Origin of the sequence: Bacteroides mucinivorans, from assembly GCF_034654355.2 — a bacterium.
In the GTDB taxonomy this organism is placed as follows: domain Bacteria; phylum Bacteroidota; class Bacteroidia; order Bacteroidales; family Bacteroidaceae; genus Bacteroides; species Bacteroides nordii.
This window is the reverse complement of the sequence record NZ_CP178179.1, coordinates 982,725-1,000,663: the sequence shown is the minus strand read 5'-3', so window position 1 is coordinate 1,000,663 and position 17,939 is coordinate 982,725. Positions and strand designations below refer to the sequence as shown.

At 39.2% G+C, this 17,939-nt stretch carries 13 protein-coding genes; 2 read left to right on the top strand and 11 right to left on the bottom strand.

Annotated features, from left to right (window positions below; translation table 11 throughout):
* Positions 1-89: 89 nt before the first annotated feature.
* The 6 genes from wecB to VCM39_RS03435 form a co-directional block, all read right to left on the bottom strand.
* A complete protein-coding gene (gene wecB, locus VCM39_RS03460; RefSeq protein ID WP_322933915.1) occupies positions 90-1,235 on the bottom strand; it encodes a non-hydrolyzing UDP-N-acetylglucosamine 2-epimerase in 1,146 nt (381 codons plus the stop codon).
* 1 nt (position 1,236) lies between these two features.
* Positions 1,237-2,763 carry a hypothetical protein gene (locus tag VCM39_RS03455; RefSeq protein ID WP_322933916.1) on the bottom strand — a complete coding sequence of 509 codons (1,527 nt, stop codon included), beginning with the start codon at positions 2,761-2,763 and terminating at the stop codon, positions 1,237-1,239.
* Between the two features lie 625 nt (positions 2,764-3,388).
* Positions 3,389-5,839 (bottom strand): polysaccharide biosynthesis tyrosine autokinase, encoded by a 2,451-nt coding sequence (locus VCM39_RS03450; RefSeq protein ID WP_322933917.1) that lies wholly within the window; start codon positions 5,837-5,839, stop codon positions 3,389-3,391.
* Positions 5,840-5,858: 19 nt separating this feature from the next.
* Complete coding sequence (locus tag VCM39_RS03445) at positions 5,859-6,650, bottom strand: polysaccharide biosynthesis/export family protein (RefSeq protein ID WP_322933918.1); 792 nt, start codon at positions 6,648-6,650, stop codon at positions 5,859-5,861.
* A 40-nt stretch (positions 6,651-6,690) separates the two neighbouring features.
* Positions 6,691-7,176: a UpxZ family transcription anti-terminator antagonist gene (locus VCM39_RS03440; RefSeq protein WP_007487194.1), complete on the bottom strand. Its 486-nt coding sequence runs from the start codon at positions 7,174-7,176 to the stop codon at positions 6,691-6,693.
* Between the two features lie 71 nt (positions 7,177-7,247).
* A complete protein-coding gene (locus VCM39_RS03435) occupies positions 7,248-7,799 on the bottom strand; it encodes a UpxY family transcription antiterminator (RefSeq protein ID WP_007487192.1) in 552 nt (183 codons plus the stop codon).
* A 1,063-nt stretch (positions 7,800-8,862) separates the two neighbouring features.
* On the opposite strand from VCM39_RS03435, the gene VCM39_RS03430 reads away from it, so the two are divergent.
* On the top strand, positions 8,863-9,327 hold the full coding sequence (locus tag VCM39_RS03430; RefSeq protein ID WP_007487190.1) for a hypothetical protein: 465 nt from the start codon (positions 8,863-8,865) through the stop codon (positions 9,325-9,327).
* Positions 9,328-9,482: 155 nt separating this feature from the next.
* Here VCM39_RS03430 and VCM39_RS03425 read toward each other — a convergent pair whose 3' ends face one another.
* The 5 genes from VCM39_RS03425 to yaaA all read right to left on the bottom strand — a co-directional run bounded on the left by VCM39_RS03425 (position 9,483) and on the right by yaaA (position 17,180).
* Positions 9,483-10,229, bottom strand: coding sequence for a hypothetical protein (locus tag VCM39_RS03425; protein WP_322933919.1), 747 nt, complete (start codon positions 10,227-10,229; stop codon positions 9,483-9,485).
* Positions 10,230-10,231: 2 nt separating this feature from the next.
* Complete coding sequence (locus VCM39_RS03420) at positions 10,232-11,671, bottom strand: sensor histidine kinase (RefSeq protein ID WP_221649764.1); 1,440 nt, start codon at positions 11,669-11,671, stop codon at positions 10,232-10,234.
* Positions 11,672-12,007: 336 nt separating this feature from the next.
* On the bottom strand, positions 12,008-15,676 hold the full coding sequence (locus VCM39_RS03415; protein ID WP_322933920.1) for a T9SS type A sorting domain-containing protein: 3,669 nt from the start codon (positions 15,674-15,676) through the stop codon (positions 12,008-12,010).
* Positions 15,677-15,853: 177 nt separating this feature from the next.
* Positions 15,854-16,405: a sugar O-acetyltransferase gene (locus VCM39_RS03410; RefSeq protein ID WP_221649766.1), complete on the bottom strand. Its 552-nt coding sequence runs from the start codon at positions 16,403-16,405 to the stop codon at positions 15,854-15,856.
* Between the two features lies 1 nt (position 16,406).
* The gene (gene yaaA, locus VCM39_RS03405) at positions 16,407-17,180 is read right to left on the bottom strand and encodes a peroxide stress protein YaaA (protein WP_322933921.1); all 774 of its coding nucleotides are present in this window, start codon (positions 17,178-17,180) and stop codon (positions 16,407-16,409) included.
* A 156-nt stretch (positions 17,181-17,336) separates the two neighbouring features.
* On the opposite strand from yaaA, the gene VCM39_RS03400 reads away from it, so the two are divergent.
* Positions 17,337-17,789, top strand: a complete 453-nt coding sequence (locus tag VCM39_RS03400; protein ID WP_002562318.1) for a copper resistance protein NlpE — start codon at positions 17,337-17,339, stop codon at positions 17,787-17,789.
* Positions 17,790-17,939: the final 150 nt, after the last annotated feature.

The window sequence follows — 17,939 nt, the reverse complement described above, 5'->3', positions numbered from 1 at the left end:
AGTACTCTTTTCATAGAGATATAGAGCAATTAGAGTACAAATCGGCAATATATATTTGCACAGAGATTTCATATGATATATAAAGAAAATTATTTCAATACTTCTACAATTCTACCACAAGCCAAACCATCACCATATGGATTAACAGCCTTACTCATTTTCTCATAAGCAACTTCATCCTCAAGCAATGTGCTAACTTCTCTCATGATCTTGTCGTAATCGGTTCCTACAAGACGAACAGTACCAGATGTAAGAGCCTCTGGGCGTTCTGTTGTATCACGCATTACGAGCACCGGTTTGCCAAGGCCTGGAGCTTCTTCCTGAATACCGCCTGAGTCGGTGAGGACGATGGTGGCTTTGCTCATGAGGTGTACGAACTCGAGGTACTGGAGGGGCTCTATGAAGAAGAAGTTAGGGCGGATGAGGTTTTCCCCAAACACCTCGTGGATCGGCTTGCGCACGTTAGGATTGAGATGCATTGGGTAAACGAAATCCACCTTAGAATACTTCTCTGAAAGATCCTTCATAGCGGTTACCATACGGATGAATCCATCGCCAAAGTTCTCACGACGGTGACCGGTAATGAGTACAAGCTTACGACCACCAGCAAGGCGAGTTACAGCATAACCTGCCTGAGCGAGTACGTTGTCCTGCTCCTGTGCAAGGATAGCATCGGTCTTGAGTTTATCGACCACCATATAAAGAGCATCGATGACAGTATTACCAGTAACGTAAATGTTGCCATGTACCTTCTCTTCGAGAAGATTCTTCTCTGAAAGTGGAGTTGGAGAGAAGTTGTAAGTAGCGATACGACTGGTGATCTGACGATTCACTTCCTCTGGCCATGGACTGTAGACGTTGTGGGTGCGGAGGCCTGCTTCTACGTGACCTACAGGAATCTGTGCGTAGAATGCAGCAAGAGCTCCTGCGGTAGAGGTGGTAGTGTCACCATGAACAAGCACTACATCAGGTCGGCACTCTTTGAACACGTCACGCAGACCGGTAAGGACTCCTGCAGTTACATCGGTGAGGTCCTGACCTTGCTTCATGATATTGAGGTCATAATCGGGCTTCACATCGAAGATTTGGAGTACTTGGTCGAGCATTTCGCGATGTTGCCCGGTTACACACACCACTGTCTTAAAATCCTTTGTATGCTTCTGGAATTCTTTTACAAGAGGACACATTTTGATAGCTTCGGGACGAGTACCAAAGACGAGCATGATAGTTTTCATATTATTTTTTTTTGATCACTTTCTTTATTTTCGATATTAAAAATTGTTTTTCGTTCATATCCAAACCAATAAGGAGAATTACAATACCAGTAACTACAACAGTTAGAATTAAAAGAAGAATTGTAGAGATAATAGAAACAGTATATCCTCTGAAAACATATGGTATTGGAAATGACAAAATAGTAACAATAACACATGGGAGTACCACTTTCTTAAGATAGTCACCCAAATGATACGGAACATATTTCTTAATATAAAGTAGCCTATATAAATAGGCAAAAACACTCACTATAAAATTAATTACAAATGCCGCTATAGGAGACATTCCTAATTTAAATGCCACATATGCAAGAGGTACATTTAAGAATATAATTAAACTAACTAATAGTTGATACTTCTGAACTTTTCCTGTTGCTCCAATAGCCGTCCATAAAGGTACTGATAATGCCTCTGTGAAAGATGTGATAATAACAAGTTGTGTAATGGCCACAGCATAATCAGGAACATTTACTAACCAAATAGAAAGGATCTCCTTACAGAACAATACTATAGGAAACGAGATAATAAATAGCAAATAATACGAAAACTTTGACGACCTGTATATTAATAATAATAGTTGATCTTTTTCTTTTAAAGCGTATAATTTTACTATCTGAGGATTGAATGCCATTTGAAAACTTGATACAAACCCAAAGACTGCACTTCGGACCTGATTTGCTACACCTACAGCTGCATTTACTATCACATTAAAGAAAATATTAATGAGTATATTTGTTCCCTGATTTGCACCTACCATAGCCATACCACCAAATAGGTACCATACAGAGAAAGACATCATTTCCTTGTATTGCTTCTTATCCCATACAAAATAAAACTTTGTAAAAGATAGTTTCATTCGACATTCAATGTGATAAATAAAGAACGTTAACAATGTGACAAGCATAAGAAGAATTGAGTACAAGACAAGGCTATCCTGTGCTAAGGACGACAGTATAAGTACAACACCTAGTCTCAATACGACTTCCAAAACTGACACGTAGGTAAAAATAGACATCTTCTCTGCAGCAATAATAGAGGCTCTATACGGAATCAACATGATATTTATCAAAGTTGTAATTACAGACATCTGATAAGCCCACATTGCGGCATTCTCTCTATCTACAGGAATATTAAGTTGAGTTTTAACAAACCATAATCCTATAGTTTCTGACAAAAAAAGTACTAATAGAAAAATAGTTAAGTGGGTTAGTATAGATATATTAAATATATGAGACACTTTCCCCTCGTCTTTCAAACCAAGATTATAATTGAGGAATCGCTGAGTAGAAGATGTCATTGCGTTCGTCAAGAACGAAAACAAAACAACAACACCCCCAACAACATTATAGATTCCAAAATCATCAGCTCCCAAAATCTGTAATATCACCCTCGATGTATAGAGTGATATTACCATTACGAAAAGCATTCGTATATACAACAGAATAGTATTTACTGCTATTCGTTTATTATTTGAAGTGTTATCTGACATTATTTATTTCTATATACTTTTATCTTATTTTTTCTGAATCACCAAACAAAGCCTTAAATGCCCTTTAGAGCATTTAAGGAACTTCATCATAGCAAAACCTGCAAAAAAGTTACAAGACAGGTATATAAGTTCCTACTTGTAAATAAAAAAAACATTGAAGTGCTGAAAGTAACTAAAAGAATACTGTTATAGGGCAGCACATCACCAAAACGAAAGACGTACCATAACCATCATATCCTGCCCGTTCTTATAGTACTCCCATCCTATGTAATCATAGAATGTACAAACACAACATCCTCAAATCACCAAACATAATGCAAACATCAATATTTCTTTTACATTATATACTAAATAGAGATTCACAAACAACGTATAATATTAATAATCCAAATATTACATTTAACTAACCAAATACAAGGTACATTTTGATAGAATCTCCGTCCTTTAAATATGGACACAAGTTTTTGTAGGTCAATCTTATAAAATGAACCGTATTTATAACTCATAAGAATCGTACCAGCCAAAATCTCCTTGTATCTACGATAAATAAAAGCCTTGATAAAAAGATGAAAGAGGTACAAGCAAACTAAATAGAGTAAGTACGAAAGGTGCAAACGTCCAGTTCTTACGAACGTTTCAAAAAATAGGAGAAAAGATTCTCAAAGCTTTTGCGTTTTTTTCCATGTTTGTGACTATGACCTTCGTTTCCATAACCGTAGCCATAACCGTAGCCATAACCGTAACCATAACCATACCCCTTATGGCCTGAAGGAACGCCATTCAATACTACAGCCATATTACGAAGCTGCTCCTGGCGGTACATGTTCTCCAATTCCGGTAGCTGACGACGATCCATCACACCTGAACGGACTACGAAAATGGTAAGATCGGCTACACGATTGACAATAGAAGCATCGGCCACCATACCCGCAGGAACATTATCCACAATGATATAATCATAACGTTTACGAAGTTCCGTTATCAGACGGTCAAAACGTTCACTCAACAACAATTCGGCTGGATTGGGAGGTACAGGACCAGAGAAAATGATATCCAATTTATCATACTCTTCACTCCTACCTACAATATCGTCCACCTTATCCGTACTTCCCGAAAGATAATGTGTCAGTCCCATACGGTTGGAGGTATTTGAGAAGATACCACTCAATGTACCTTTACGGATATCAACGTCAACCAAAACAACTCTCTTGTTCGTTTGGGCAATACTCATAGCAAGGTTACCTGACACAAACGTCTTCCCTGCACCCGGATTGGCAGAAGTAAACATAACAACCTGCAACTTATCAGACTTTACACGCATAAAATCCATATTCGTACGGATGATACGGAAAGCCTCAGATACAGAATCACGACTGTTTTCACGGACAACAATGCCATCAGAATCTCCTCCCTTTTTATTGCCATGCCGGGGAATATTACCCAAGAAAGGAATGGTAAGTACTCCATCCAACTCCTTACGGGTACGGACTTTAGTATCCATCACATTCAACAACCAAAATACACCCATGGGAATACCTAAACCTAAAACAATGGAAACCAAGAAAATAATCATTGTTTTAGGTGCTACCGGAGTACTGCTACCAGAAGCAGCATCTATAATACGGGCATTACTCTCCGTAATAGCTTGTGTCAAGGCATTCTCCTCACGCTTATTCAACAAGTAAAGATAAAGCTCCTCCTTGATCTTCTGCTGACGCTCTACCGTAAGTACATATTTCTGCTGGGCAGGAACGGCCTCAATTCGCTTCGTGGTCTGCTCTTCCTGTTCACGGATATTCTTCAACTGGATATTCAGACCGACAATCAGATTATCCACCGAACGGATAATCGTCTGCTTCATTGCACTCAGAGAGTTGTTCAGATCCATCACAATCGGATTCTTACTATTACTGCCTACCACCAGTTTGTCACGTTTCAAGAGAATATCATTATATTCCTTAATCTGAGCCTCAACACTGTTATCTGAAATTCCGGTATTGGCAGGAATCAAATCTGAATTCTTTTGAGGATCAGTCAAATACTCCTTAATATATCTGGCAATACTCAACTGATTCTCCAGACTGAGACCTTCCTGCTGGTAACGGCTCGTATTGGCAAGGTACATACCAGTTTCGGAAGTAATATCCGTCAGTTGATTTTCGCGCTTAAAGCTTTCAATATTGGCATCCACGCTACCCAATTCACGTTCGATGATAATCAGACGTTCATTAATGAATTTGGAGGTATTTACAGCTATCTGGTTCTTGTCATTGATCACATCCTCATTATAGACGGCAATAAGCATGTTCAGAATATCTTCTGCGCGGGCAGTGGATACATCATCCAAAACCAGGTTGATAATGGTAGCCGTCTTGCTGGCAAGAGAAACCTTCAATCTGGTACGATATCCTTCGATGACACTTTCCAAATTGGATTTGACTACATTTACGGGCTTACCATAAAAGACCTCCGTATAATATAATGTAGGAGTGATAACCATCGGACCGATCGGAGTAGAAACCGTATCATTCAGATGTACATCCAAAACCTCTTCCGAATGGACTCCCTCACCGCTTACAACCAAAGAAAAGTCGGAAAGACGTACCGTAACGGAATCGAGAGGGGTAACCACTACTTTTATAACCTGACGCTCCTCCACCTCAGGAAAAGAAACCGTTACCGGAGCATGGGTGTAAAGCTCATTATTACGCAGGCCATTCTTCACTTTATAACTCATATCCAAATGCAAACGGCGAGCAACCTCTTCCATCAAATGACGGGATTGGAAAACAAGCACTTCATTATCCACATTGCGTTTACCACCGAAAAGAGACAAATCGGAAAAAGCTGCTGATTCACTCATACCACCACCTTTGGAATCATCGCGGATAAGAACGGATGCTTTACGACTGTATACTTTGGAAGAAGACTTTAAATAAAAGAAAGCTATCCCGCCACAAACCAAAACAGACAGTGCAAACCAGTGCCAGTTAGCCAATACAAGATGGAAGATATCGCTGATATTAATTTCTGACTCCTGCCTGCGGACATCATTGTTTTTGTATTCAGTATTCATTATTCTTTTTATATCCGGATTATTTAAACATGGTTACCATTAAAGAAGCGATGGAAGCCAATACCGAAACGGCAGACAGCCAAACGCTCACAGAATTATTGGAGTTGATACGGCTCTGGCCGGTCTTGGCTTTATTGGGTTCTACATACACAATATCATTCTGCTGCAGATAGTAACAGGGAGACTGAAAAATATCGGAAGAACGAAGGTCGTGATACAAAATACGACGTTTACCGTCTTTTTCACGGATAACGGCTACACGGTCGCGACGACCATAAATGGTCAAATCACCCGCCATACTCAAAGCTTCCAATAAAGTAATACGGTCACCGGAGATATCAAATGTGCCCGGACGGGCAACCTCTCCCATCACAGAAACTTTAAAATTCAAAAACTGTACAGTGACGATAGGATCCTTTATCAGATCCTCCTCCATCAATTTCTGTTTTATCAATTCCGTCACCTGCATACGGGTTAGGCCCTCTACATGAAGTCTGCCTAAAATGGGAAAATCGATATCTCCATTCTGATCAACCAGATACCCTAATAACTTTTGCTGAGCCGTAGTCTGAGTTCCTATCTGATAAGTAACTACAGGCATATTAAACGGCAACGCCAATTCCATATCTTTACTGTTCACCAAAATAGCCAATAAATCATCCTTATGAATGATTACCTCATAGTTTTTATCGATAGTTTCTTCTTTCAAAGAAGTAATATCCTGTAAATAAAGCACCTCTTTGGGAGCAGAACAGGAGACAAAAAGCGCCAACAGACACAGCAAACAATTATTCAGAAATCTCATTCTCATAAAACAGCTATTAAAACAATTCCGTAAATTACAATATGACTCACTCTACAATCTCCCAATCAGGCCAGGGATTGGTTTCCAGACTATCCAAATAATCGGAAACTTCACATTCCGCTTTAGTCCATTCACGTCCAGTCCAACTATTCATAATTGCACGTGCTTCCTGAGCTAAATCCTCATCAAAAACTTCACTATAACAGGCCACTAAAAGCTGGCACTTCAGTAAGGAAGCAGGGAGCTGTTCGAACAATTGCCAACTACGATCAAGCAAGGACTGGATTTTTAAATTTTTATTACCATGATCATAAATAGTAGCATGATAAGCAGTCAATAAAACATAACAACGCTGTGCTTCCTCTTCAATATTAGAACCCCGCAATACAAAAAGAGCCTCAGCCTGACGGTAGACTTCTGTATTGAGTGCACAAAATTCATTGGAATAAAGAGGAGTCCCATCAAAACCCAGATTAAGAAGATCACGGGTTATACGGCACAAAGTATCAACTTGTGATTGAAAAGACAACATATAGATAGATTTACAGTTTAGCGATTTACAGTTGACTATTGATAAAAAAATACGGAACTAATCATTTTCTTTTATTCACAAATAGTATCGGGGATCAGTTCTATCAAAGAAGGATGAATATATGCAGTGGCCACAGCCATAATGCCTTTGATACAAACAGAGACACGGCGATCGCCTTTTACACGGATAACAACTCCTTCCACCCCTTCGAAAACACCACCGACAATACGTACACGATCTCCTTTCCGTAAAGAGGTAAGGGCTGGATCAAGGTAAACAATCTGTTCATCGTAATTACCTGAAACTGCAATAAAACTTCGCATCTGCGAATCCGGAACAATAAGTGGACGATTCGTCTCACGGTCAATGATATAGCGTACAGATAAAGAAGAACCAAGAGACCGTTTGACACGATCAATACAAACAAAGGAACTATGAACAAACACAAGGTTATGTACAACAGGAACCAATTTTCGTATCTTACGTTCTCCTTGCTTCACGTACTCATAATGCATCGGAATGAAATTCTCTATACGCTCGGCATCAAGCACCTCTTTCAACTGTAACTCACGGCTATAGGTGACACGAAGTGGATACCAACAGATGTCTGTGGATTTGTTCACAATTGGATATTCTTTGGGGACACCGGGGTAATAAAACTCCTTCCGGTCAAGCGTGTATAAAATGGATTATCAATTCTTAAAATACACTAGCCCTCAATAGTTTCCCTATCACAGGAGACAAAACATAAAGAGGGGAGATATGTATTATGCACTATTTTATATCTATTAGCACATAAAAAACTATAAACAAGACATTTAACACCAAATAGTGTTTCAATAGACGTTCGTTTATTGGCACACTATTTTAGAAAGACCTTTATTCCTATTCAGGTTAAATTAATAATAAACTAATTATTCTTATATATATACACTCAATTTACTATGAATCAATAAGATATATTCTAGTTAAGATATGATCTGATCATTTTTATTGAAAAATATTTTGTACATTAAAAAAAAGGACATATTTTTGTGCCAATAAACGAACGTTTATTGAAACACTATTCAAATAAAAGAATAATATCAAACTACTATTAATCAACAATTAAGAATCCCTATTTCACTCTTACTTTGTATTGATAATAATATTCCGAAAAACACTCCAAATACTCGCATTTTTCTGACAATAAGTATAAGTAGAAATTATACTTTCCCTGCAAAATGAGTTCACTCCCATTTCAAATCTTCTTATTTAAATTTAGTTAATAGATTAAACGAGGAAAACCATCTCATTTACCAACATTCGTTCATACATATGTACGATATAAACCAACACGCAACCACACACCCATATTTTATTACAAAACAACTAAACCAATCAAAAACAAGAAAATATATGAAATAGATTTTATTTTACTTTTGTAGTTTGGATTTTATGAAAGCACACATTTCTCTACGAGATTCGATCGATTCCTCGTAGAGAAAAGCTCCGTTCCTCGTAGAGAAAAACAATATTTCTCTACGAGGAAGAAATAGACCTTGTAACCATTTGATATACAACTTCTTACAGAAGTGCCAAGAAGCTCCAAAAAGTGTTGATTTTTTCTCAACACAATGGCACTGAATTCAACCGTCGAAGACGGCCATGAAGATAAAAGAATTGTTACATAAAAATCTAATCAGAATGGTCAAAACAACCATCTATGTAAAGCCCTATCTGGCGGCTTACATGTATGTACGCTATCAAAACAGCGTAGTCACGGAGCTCAATGCTATCAGGTTAAAAAGTATCGAAAACTTGTATCATGTTATCAAAAACCTCACAGTTAAACGTCCACGAGACGTATCATGGCGGGAAACCGGAAATCTGACTCTCATAATACCCGCCCCAAGATACGGGAAAGAACCCGAAACATACAATTACCTGGGGCACAACAGTGTCATCATCATCGAAGAGGAAATAGAAACAATGCTGAAAACTGAGTTACACAGTATCATGCTGAAAAATAAATTCCGGAACGGAATCATGTATAAAAAATCACTGCTATTATTTATGGATAAATATCACATTGAAGACAAACACGAAGATGCCCTCATGAAATCGTTCCAGAGATGGAAAAAGAGAGTAGAGGAAGAAAGAAAAAAGTAAGGTAAGACTCACCACAGAGTTTCACAGAGTTACACGGAGTTTTAATTGTTGAAACGCAGAAACTCGCAGATTCACGCAAAGAGTATCATAGCTTATGTATAGCGCAGCCATTTAATCTGCGAAAATCTGCGATCATTTGCGTTTCAATGATGGTATCATTTAATTAGGGTAGAAGGGTGATGCGAAGCAAGAAATAAACTATATTCCTCTTCTTTATTATAGGAGTCCTGCAAAATCGCTCCCTGTACCTTTAGATTCTCCCAACGCTTTTTGGGATTGGATAACTCTTCCTTTGCTTTTAGCAATGCAACTGAAAGCTTCTCATACAAACTGTCCGTCTCAGTCTTTGTTATAGTTGTATCCGCCCACTGTGCAACTTCTACAAGAAGCAACGGTTCAGACGACATTATTATCAGATATTTATAAGGATAACGTTTTCTTATTCCCTGTAATATTTGCGTTGCATTCTCTTTTTTACCGGGACCGGCACCTATCAAATCGGATATAATAATATCAAATCCCTCAGCAAACAAAGGGGTAGGAATAGCTTCTATCACTGTGAGGCATTCGCTCTGAAAACTTTCTTTCAAATACTGCCGCGTTTTATATTGGTCATCAATAGCAAGGATATTAAATGTTCTCTCTTTTAAGGAAGTCACAGAAGAACATTTCGTTACCTTAATATTACTTTCCTCCCGCTTTGCATTTGCCTTATTCTGCTTTGACAGATAAAAGCAGTACCAACTAAGAAACAGCAATAGAGCACATAAATAGATAACATAATGTCCTGATACATCATGAAATAATGCAATCAAAGATGACACACCACCTACACCTGTGACAACAGATGCAAAATAAGTGCTAAGCGTTGTTTTCAGAACCTCCTTTAAGAAATTTTTCATATCTATTTTATATACAAGATTACTGTTTTATTAATAACTGATGTAAATCCGCTTGTTGTGTTTTGCAAAATGGAATTATAAAAGCCCCATCTATGACAGTCCAGATGTTCCATTTCTGCCAGAGAAACGGGCTTTTCATTCCTTCCTAAATCATTAAAGCCACTTTTCGCCCGGAAAACAACAGAACTTGTTTCAATATCAATATTCATTTCCAACTTTTCTTCTTTCACCTTACGATGCTCCAGTAAATGATATATAATGCCATTCAAATAGATATATAAAAGAAGTTCTTTGGCCGGAAAAGAAAAAGAAGGCAAAAAGTCTTTATCATATTCTATCTCATCCCGATAGGCCACACATATATTATTCAGAATTGTATCCAGCGAAACCGTCTTTTCCAACGGATTGCCATACACACACATGTCTTGTGGCAGCAGAAGATAATCAATATAAAAAAACAATGCCTGCATATGTAAATAGGAGACCCGCATACAATTACATATAAAAAACATCTCTTCGGGCAATTCCAGACGGTTAGAAGTAGCCCAATTGCAGATATCCGATAATTTCCGATAACAGGTGCGTATCACACGATTCATTTCATGAAGATAGATACCTATCGCTGTATTATCTGAAATACCCTGTAAAAATACAGGAGCAGAAGCAGGGATATCACGATGAGGGAACACTAAGATAATCGAAAAAAGTTCATAAGGTACATTATCGTAACTGTTGCTGGCTTCTTCACCACTTTCCACTATGACCTGTACCTCTTGCGAATCGGCTATTTCTTTCACTATGCTCAACCCCAATCCATGTCCTTCAGTTGTCAAATACTGAGCATTAATCCCACGATATTCATGTTCTAAAACACGCTTTGCTTCGTCCTCTTCCAGCCGGGGGCCAAAATTAGAAAAAGTAATCTGTTTATATTCATCATGCACTTCCATCTGCATATCGATAGTAGTATTCGGCATACTATATTTAACAGCATTATCCAGTATTTGCGTAAATACCAACCTAAATAAAGGCGAATAATTATACAAAGTCCAGGCCTCTCGTTTTTGTTCGGGTGTCTCTATATCCGGAGCTATCAGAATCTGATTCAACCTTCGTGTTCTTACTTCGCGAGCGTCTTTTTTCCGATACATATTATGATATTTTTTGTGATTCTTATCACTATTATAATCATTAATGTATTTTCTGCATATCTCTCCGACATTCATAGGACCACACTCTTCGTTGGCAGCAAACATCCGGCGGTAAATATCCATTTCTTCCCGGGATGCAGACAAAGCACACAGTTTCTTTCCCAATGGAACTGCAAGAGATTCGTCCATAGTAGAAGAAAGTACTTCTATTTGTTCCTGCCATTTTATACATTCGTTCGCAAAATGAATGACTGCCTCATTGCACTGCGCTATCAGATTTTGGTTAGTCATAGTTCTATGATATGATAAAAATAGATTATAAGAGCCTGTTTATATTCAACTCACCAGAGAAGTCTACATGCAATATTAGCAAGATTTACAATCATATGCAAGGTTTTGCAGAAGATTTAATCATATAACATACGACTACTCTTATTCAAAAACAGTATAAATAACAAGAAGGTGTCAAAAACCGGAGAAAGCTATTAATATATAAATTTAGAAACGCAGATTAACGCTAAGTCACGCAAAAATTAAATTAAATCTGCGTAACTTAGTGTTAATCTGCGTTTTAATAATAGCGAATTCTACTTTTGGCTCTCTTATAACAACTTATTAATTAAGAAGTTAACGGGCAATCATCAGCCGTTCATTTTTAACAGAACCATCCTGTAACTCAATTGTCACAATATAGTTGCCCTCTGCCAGATCCATTGCCCGAACAGTAACTTCTGTTTGTCCGGTAAACAAAAGTTCACGCACAGCAAAACCGGTTAGTGAATAAATGAGAACACGCTTAATTTCCTGATCAGCACGCACATACAGGATATCATTTACCGGATTCGGATAGATTTGCACATCCTTTTCGGCGGACACGGCAGACAATCCCGTACCTCCTCCGAACAGACCGGACTGGCTCTTTAAAATTGTAAATGTCGTAGCCCCTGTAAACTGGCGTTGCGGACGCATTATCTCCTCAGCCATTTCACCATCCACCTTCAGGCAATGGTCTTCGGCGGTTACAATATAAGTTTGACTACCCACCTGCTCTACATGATCTATTTGAAACAATTCGTTCATATCTTCCTGTGTTTTCACAGCACCCGAAGGTGGGTTAATCACTTTATAAGATCCAAATTTAACCGACATCCAGCGCCCTTTTAACTCATCACCGGCAGGAATCATAACATCGGTAACAAAAGCATTGCAGGAAGCGCCGTCTTCCTTGCGTACAGTAGAGGTGATAGTTCCGGAATATTTGTAGTTCTCTATTTCTACCGATTCTTCTCCCACGGACAACCGGGAACCGTTAATCAAAATACTCTTCGCCTTCTCTGCGTCTTTACTCTTTGAGAAAACAGCTATCTTACCTTCCATTGCATAACGTCCATCGGCTGTCGATATTTTCTCTGCCGGATCAATACCTGTAATCAGCGTATTGTTCAGATTCACAAGAATCACGTCTTCACGGCCATCGGTAAAGGTGACAGACACTCCCACATATTCTTCACTATTCTGATTTAACGGAACTTGTTTTACCGAAACAATCTTAGAACCACCATTATACGCCTCCATCACATGGGTAAACAGACTACGCATGCCACTGTTTCCTGTGCGGCGTTCCACCAAAACCGGACGCCAATATTCATACATCGTTGTTCCGGTAGCACGACGATAGGAATTAGGCGACTTACCCAGATATACCGTAGACCGGGCATCATCCACAGCAAAAATCTTAACGCCTCTGGAAGCATCCTGCACATAAGTCACACTCCATTCTCCGGGAGATTGCGCTTTTGACATTTCACGAAAAGCACCATACCAGTTTGTTTTATCAGCTTCTACTACCGGATCTTTATAGGTTACTCCGGTTGGCAAAAGTGGGTATTGGCTATTAATTTTCGTCATAGACAGGCTGGTTTCAGTCGTTTGATCATACTGTGTAGAGCCATGTAACAGGTAATCGTGCTTCGTTCCTCCCTTAACCACAAATAAGTCGAGCAGGTAAGGACGAGACGGATCAATCGTATTCAAAACATGAATACGCTGATAACGTTCTACTTTTCCCGGACGGATCGTTTTACTATAAACCTCTGTTGCAGCAACCCCGTCAATCCCCGGTTCAAACAAGGTGAAGTAACCATTTGTAAATACATGTCCACTATTGCCAAGAACCTGGCGGGCTGAAGTGAAATATTGAGTTAGTTCTTCGTCAACAGCAACCAGATTATGAGCCGTCACACTATTTGTATAATCGCGTCCCGGAAGCCGGGAGTAACGGATGTCACCAATCTGCTCTTCTCCATTGGCATAAAGGGTCATAGACATCACACTATGGCCTACATGATTGGCCTTATCATTTGCTCCGATATTCGATTGAATCTGCTGATCGCCCGTACCTGCTCCCAACATGGCATGGTAGTAAGCCGGCAATAAATAAGATTTGGTAGAAGTTCGCTTATCACTGTATCCGGCAGTAGTATCATCAAACGGAGCCATATCTCCATTCGGAAATCCAACTTGTTTATGAACCAACGTAGTGCGTTGGGTAAACTCCTTACGGGTAACAGATTTTGCAGCAATACGGCGCATTGCGTCAGTTTCCGGTTCAAACATACTGAAATAATCTTCCAGTAGTTTTACGTTTGCATAGTTTTCATCGGCATATCCTCTGTGGTAAGAGAATGACTCAGGATACATACCGTCACGCTTGAAGTTGTTTGCAATACACAACGTATAATAACGATCGACAAAATCAATGATTTTTTCTTTCATTGCTTCGTCTTCAATAATAGCAGCCACCTGAATCAGTACACCAATATGTCCCACCAGATTGGTAGATTGATGAGTAGACATCGGCTGGTCAATCACCCATAACCCTATATTAAGGAAAAGATCATCAATAACATGCCGACGTACATCGTAGCCTCTCTCTGCCGAAAGATCCTTCAATGCCTGGCTTTCATAAATACGATCAAACGATAATAATTCTCCCTCATGAAATTCATGAGTCAACCCGTTATGATCCGAAGCACGTTGTACATTCGGATATTTCGAAAGGTCACTCTTATTCACAATCCGGTCTTTATTCCATCCTTCGGTCATAAAGAAATCAGGAACCGCATTTGCCCATTTGTCCAAAGCCAAAGCTACATAACGGGCATACTTTTCATCTTTTGTCAGTTGATAGGCTGCTCCCAGAATTGGTAAGTTCTTAGTCATAAAGGCTGTTTTTCCATAATCAATCTGAGCCTGTACATAGGTGTTGCCTTTGGACGTTTTATAATACGGGACTTTAACGATCTTTCCGGTCATAACCTCCGCATTGGCATATAAAACCGTATAATTACTGTTTGGAAACACAGTACCGGTAGCCTTACAGGTTATTTGGTCCGGCCGGGCGGGATCCCATGTCCAATCCGTACTATTAACAGAAGCCGGACTGTGCTGCAAGCTACGGGGGGCTTGTGTGGGAACTAATCCCAGCCATTCAGCTTCCGTATAAGTGTCTACCAGTTTTTTGGCATTCGACAAAGTAGATGAGTTATTTCCTAACGGATAATAAGGCCGGGTAAGCGGTTTGGTATAATTGTCATTCTCCAGATATTTCTGAACAATCAGGCCTCCCAAAATAGGGCCATACCCTTCTGCGGTTCTTGAGTTATATGAATAAGAACGAATCCGATACGTCACCGGAACCTGAGAAATAATAGCTTCTTTATTAATATAATGCAGATAGACCCAGCCGTCTGCAGAAGGATGTTTCACCTGTATCACCTCTGTCCAGGAACCATCTGCATTTTTTTTATCGAGTGCAATGCCATCTGATACGCCCGACTTATAAGGTTTCAACAGAAACAGGGCTATCTTACCGACACTGGGTAGTTCCGGTAAAGTTAAACTACTGGTTATATGAGATTCTTTAAATGCCTCCGATGCATCGGCTCTATATAAATTTTTCATATTCAGCATGCCGATAGAGTTATTATAATTTCCGGGACGCACTTGTTTCACTATATATTCAAGTTCAGTTCCGCCAATATTTGCCACCTCTGAACCCTTGTAGACCTTGCGGGTCCCTGTAATCCAACTTTTAGCCCAATAATCATTCGCAGTGCTTCCGTTGCCGGGCGCCATGGACTCATTCCCCCAAACTGCCGACAAAAATGAATCATAAATATAGCATTCGCCTACATTGATATTAGTTACATCAGATAAACTTTGTGCCTGAGCGGTCAGTGTGAACGCACACACGCTCATCAGGAAAGATTTAAAAAGAAGTAGTGTTTTTCTCATTGCATTCCATCTTTATATATTAATAATAGATTAACGGTTGCAAATTAACCTCTTTTTTTATAGAGAGAATTGAAGTATTTTCTCAAAAGATTGCACTAATATACACAAAAAGAGATGGAAAGATAATAAATCACCTTTTCACCTCTTTAATTTCTCACAACCCGATAGGTTGCCCCGTTATTTTACTTTCTTTAGAACCCGTGCCGGATTACCTACGGCAACACTGTCAGCCGGTATATCTTTAGTAACTACACTTCCTGCTCCAATGATACAACGATCTCCAATCGTCACTCCGGGACAGATAACAACGCCGCCACCAATCCAGCAGTCTTCACCGATCGTAACCGGATAAGCATATTCCTTCGGTTCACGCCGTTCTATATAATCCACCGGATGATGAGGGGTATAAATCTGCACACAAGGACCTACCAGTGTATGAGCTCCGATCGTTATATATCCACCATCCAGAAAAGTACAGTTAGCATTGACAAATACATGTTCGCCTAGCCGAATACCATCACCGTGATCACAGTGAAAAGGCGGGCAAATAACAGATGTAACAGGGATATCCGGTATCAGCTCCTCGAGCAAAGGACGATATTCCTCGTCATAAGTACTCAACCCACGCATACGGGCCAATAACTTTTTAGCTTTCTCAAAACGTACCTGCATTTCCGGCACAGACATATCAGCCAGTTGCCCATTACGCATTTTTTCTACTTCACTCATCTTATTCTGTTACTCCATTAGTGAATATTAATTTTTTTTCGTTTGATAATCGTTCATTAAACTCAAATCCCTCCCAGTGAAAAGCTTTCAAATCCTGCGGAGATTCTATCCGGTTTTTCAGAATAAAACGCGTCATCTCCCCACGAGACATTTTGGTATAAACAACAATGGTAGAAAGTTTGCCATTCTTCCATACATGAAATTCGGGAGTAACAATCGTCACTTCCTGTTCTATACGCTTCCAGTCAAACAAACCACGCATTTCATCACTTGCCAGATTACATAATACCCCTCCGGTGGCTTTGATCTCTTTAAGAAATGAATCGGTAAGCCGGGACTGCCAATAAGAAAACAGAGTTTTACCACCTTGCTCAGGGAGTCTTACATCTCCTTCAAGACGATACAAACGGATAAGATCTAACGGACGAAGTAAACCGTAGCAAAATGAAGTGAGCCGGAGATGTTCCTGTGCATAACGAAAATCATCTTCTGAAAAATCTTTCGGATTCAACCGCTTAAAAACAATACCTGTATAGGCAAGCAGGGCCGGAAGCGTACGGGTGTCCTCTGAATGAAAAGCCTGATAACGTTTGTAATTCTCGACAGCAATCCTGGGATTCACACGCAACAAATGCTCTAACTCTTCTACAGAAAACTGCGACATCTCTAAAGCAACTTCTGCCGCTTCTTTCTGAAAATTAGGTATAGTGGTAAAAGGGACTTTCACTTTCGAAACATCACTCATGGTTTTGGCACAGGATAAAAGTATAAGCATAAATGGAGGATTTACGATTTAATAATTTACGATTTACGATTGATAAATGACAATTGGCAAATCACAAATGAGGATTTACGATTGATATTAGTTTAGAGCAAAGTTAAACTTTTTAGTTGTACCTTTGTTGTTCATTTAATAAAAATAACAATCAGTATGGGAAAGAAGTTTTATTTTGCAGCAATACTCTGTGCTTTTATTATGACAGGGTGTACAAACAGTAAAAAAACAAATAATGCCGACAGTATGAGTGCAGATACTACACAGGTAGCAGATATGCACAATGCAGAAACCTCACTTGATTATTTTGGAGAATATAAAGGAACAATTCCCGCAGCTGATTGTCCGGGGATAGATGTTACTCTGGTATTCAATAAGGATCATACGTATACACAGAAATATATTTACCAGGAAAGAAAAGATGCGGAATTTGATGAAGCAGGTACTTTCGTAATAGAAGGCAATATATTGACTACGACTTCCAAAGAAGGAGATAAATCTTATTATAAGGTGGAAGAAGGCCGGATAGTAATGCTGGATGCAGACAAACAGCCCATCACAGGAGCACTTGCTGATTTGTATGTGTTGAAGCAGGAAAAAGTCTTTTAATTACGCTTTTGGGGTTCACCACAGAGGACACAGAGGACACAGAGTTTTTTAGACATAAGAACACAAAACTGAGATTAGAGCATAAAGACGGATTATGCAAATAATATGTTCTTTTGTTCTTATGTCTAAAAAACTCTGTGTCCTCTGTGG

Bases quoted from the DNA above. Each gene is read 5' to 3' on its own strand.
- wecB (WP_322933915.1), bottom strand. From the start codon at position 1,235: ATGAAAACTATCATGCTCGTCTTTGGTACTCGTCCCGAAGCTATCAAA.
- VCM39_RS03455 (WP_322933916.1), bottom strand. From the start codon at position 2,763: ATGTCAGATAACACTTCAAATAATAAACGAATAGCAGTAAATACTATT.
- VCM39_RS03450 (WP_322933917.1), bottom strand. From the start codon at position 5,839: ATGAATACTGAATACAAAAACAATGATGTCCGCAGGCAGGAGTCAGAA.
- VCM39_RS03445 (WP_322933918.1), bottom strand. From the start codon at position 6,650: ATGAGAATGAGATTTCTGAATAATTGTTTGCTGTGTCTGTTGGCGCTT.
- VCM39_RS03440 (WP_007487194.1), bottom strand. From the start codon at position 7,176: ATGTTGTCTTTTCAATCACAAGTTGATACTTTGTGCCGTATAACCCGT.
- VCM39_RS03430 (WP_007487190.1), top strand. From the start codon at position 8,863: ATGGTCAAAACAACCATCTATGTAAAGCCCTATCTGGCGGCTTACATG.
- VCM39_RS03425 (WP_322933919.1), bottom strand. From the start codon at position 10,229: ATGAAAAATTTCTTAAAGGAGGTTCTGAAAACAACGCTTAGCACTTAT.
- VCM39_RS03420 (WP_221649764.1), bottom strand. From the start codon at position 11,671: ATGACTAACCAAAATCTGATAGCGCAGTGCAATGAGGCAGTCATTCAT.
- VCM39_RS03415 (WP_322933920.1), bottom strand. From the start codon at position 15,676: ATGAGAAAAACACTACTTCTTTTTAAATCTTTCCTGATGAGCGTGTGT.
- VCM39_RS03410 (WP_221649766.1), bottom strand. From the start codon at position 16,405: ATGAGTGAAGTAGAAAAAATGCGTAATGGGCAACTGGCTGATATGTCT.
- yaaA (WP_322933921.1), bottom strand. From the start codon at position 17,180: ATGCTTATACTTTTATCCTGTGCCAAAACCATGAGTGATGTTTCGAAA.
- VCM39_RS03400 (WP_002562318.1), top strand. From the start codon at position 17,337: ATGGGAAAGAAGTTTTATTTTGCAGCAATACTCTGTGCTTTTATTATG.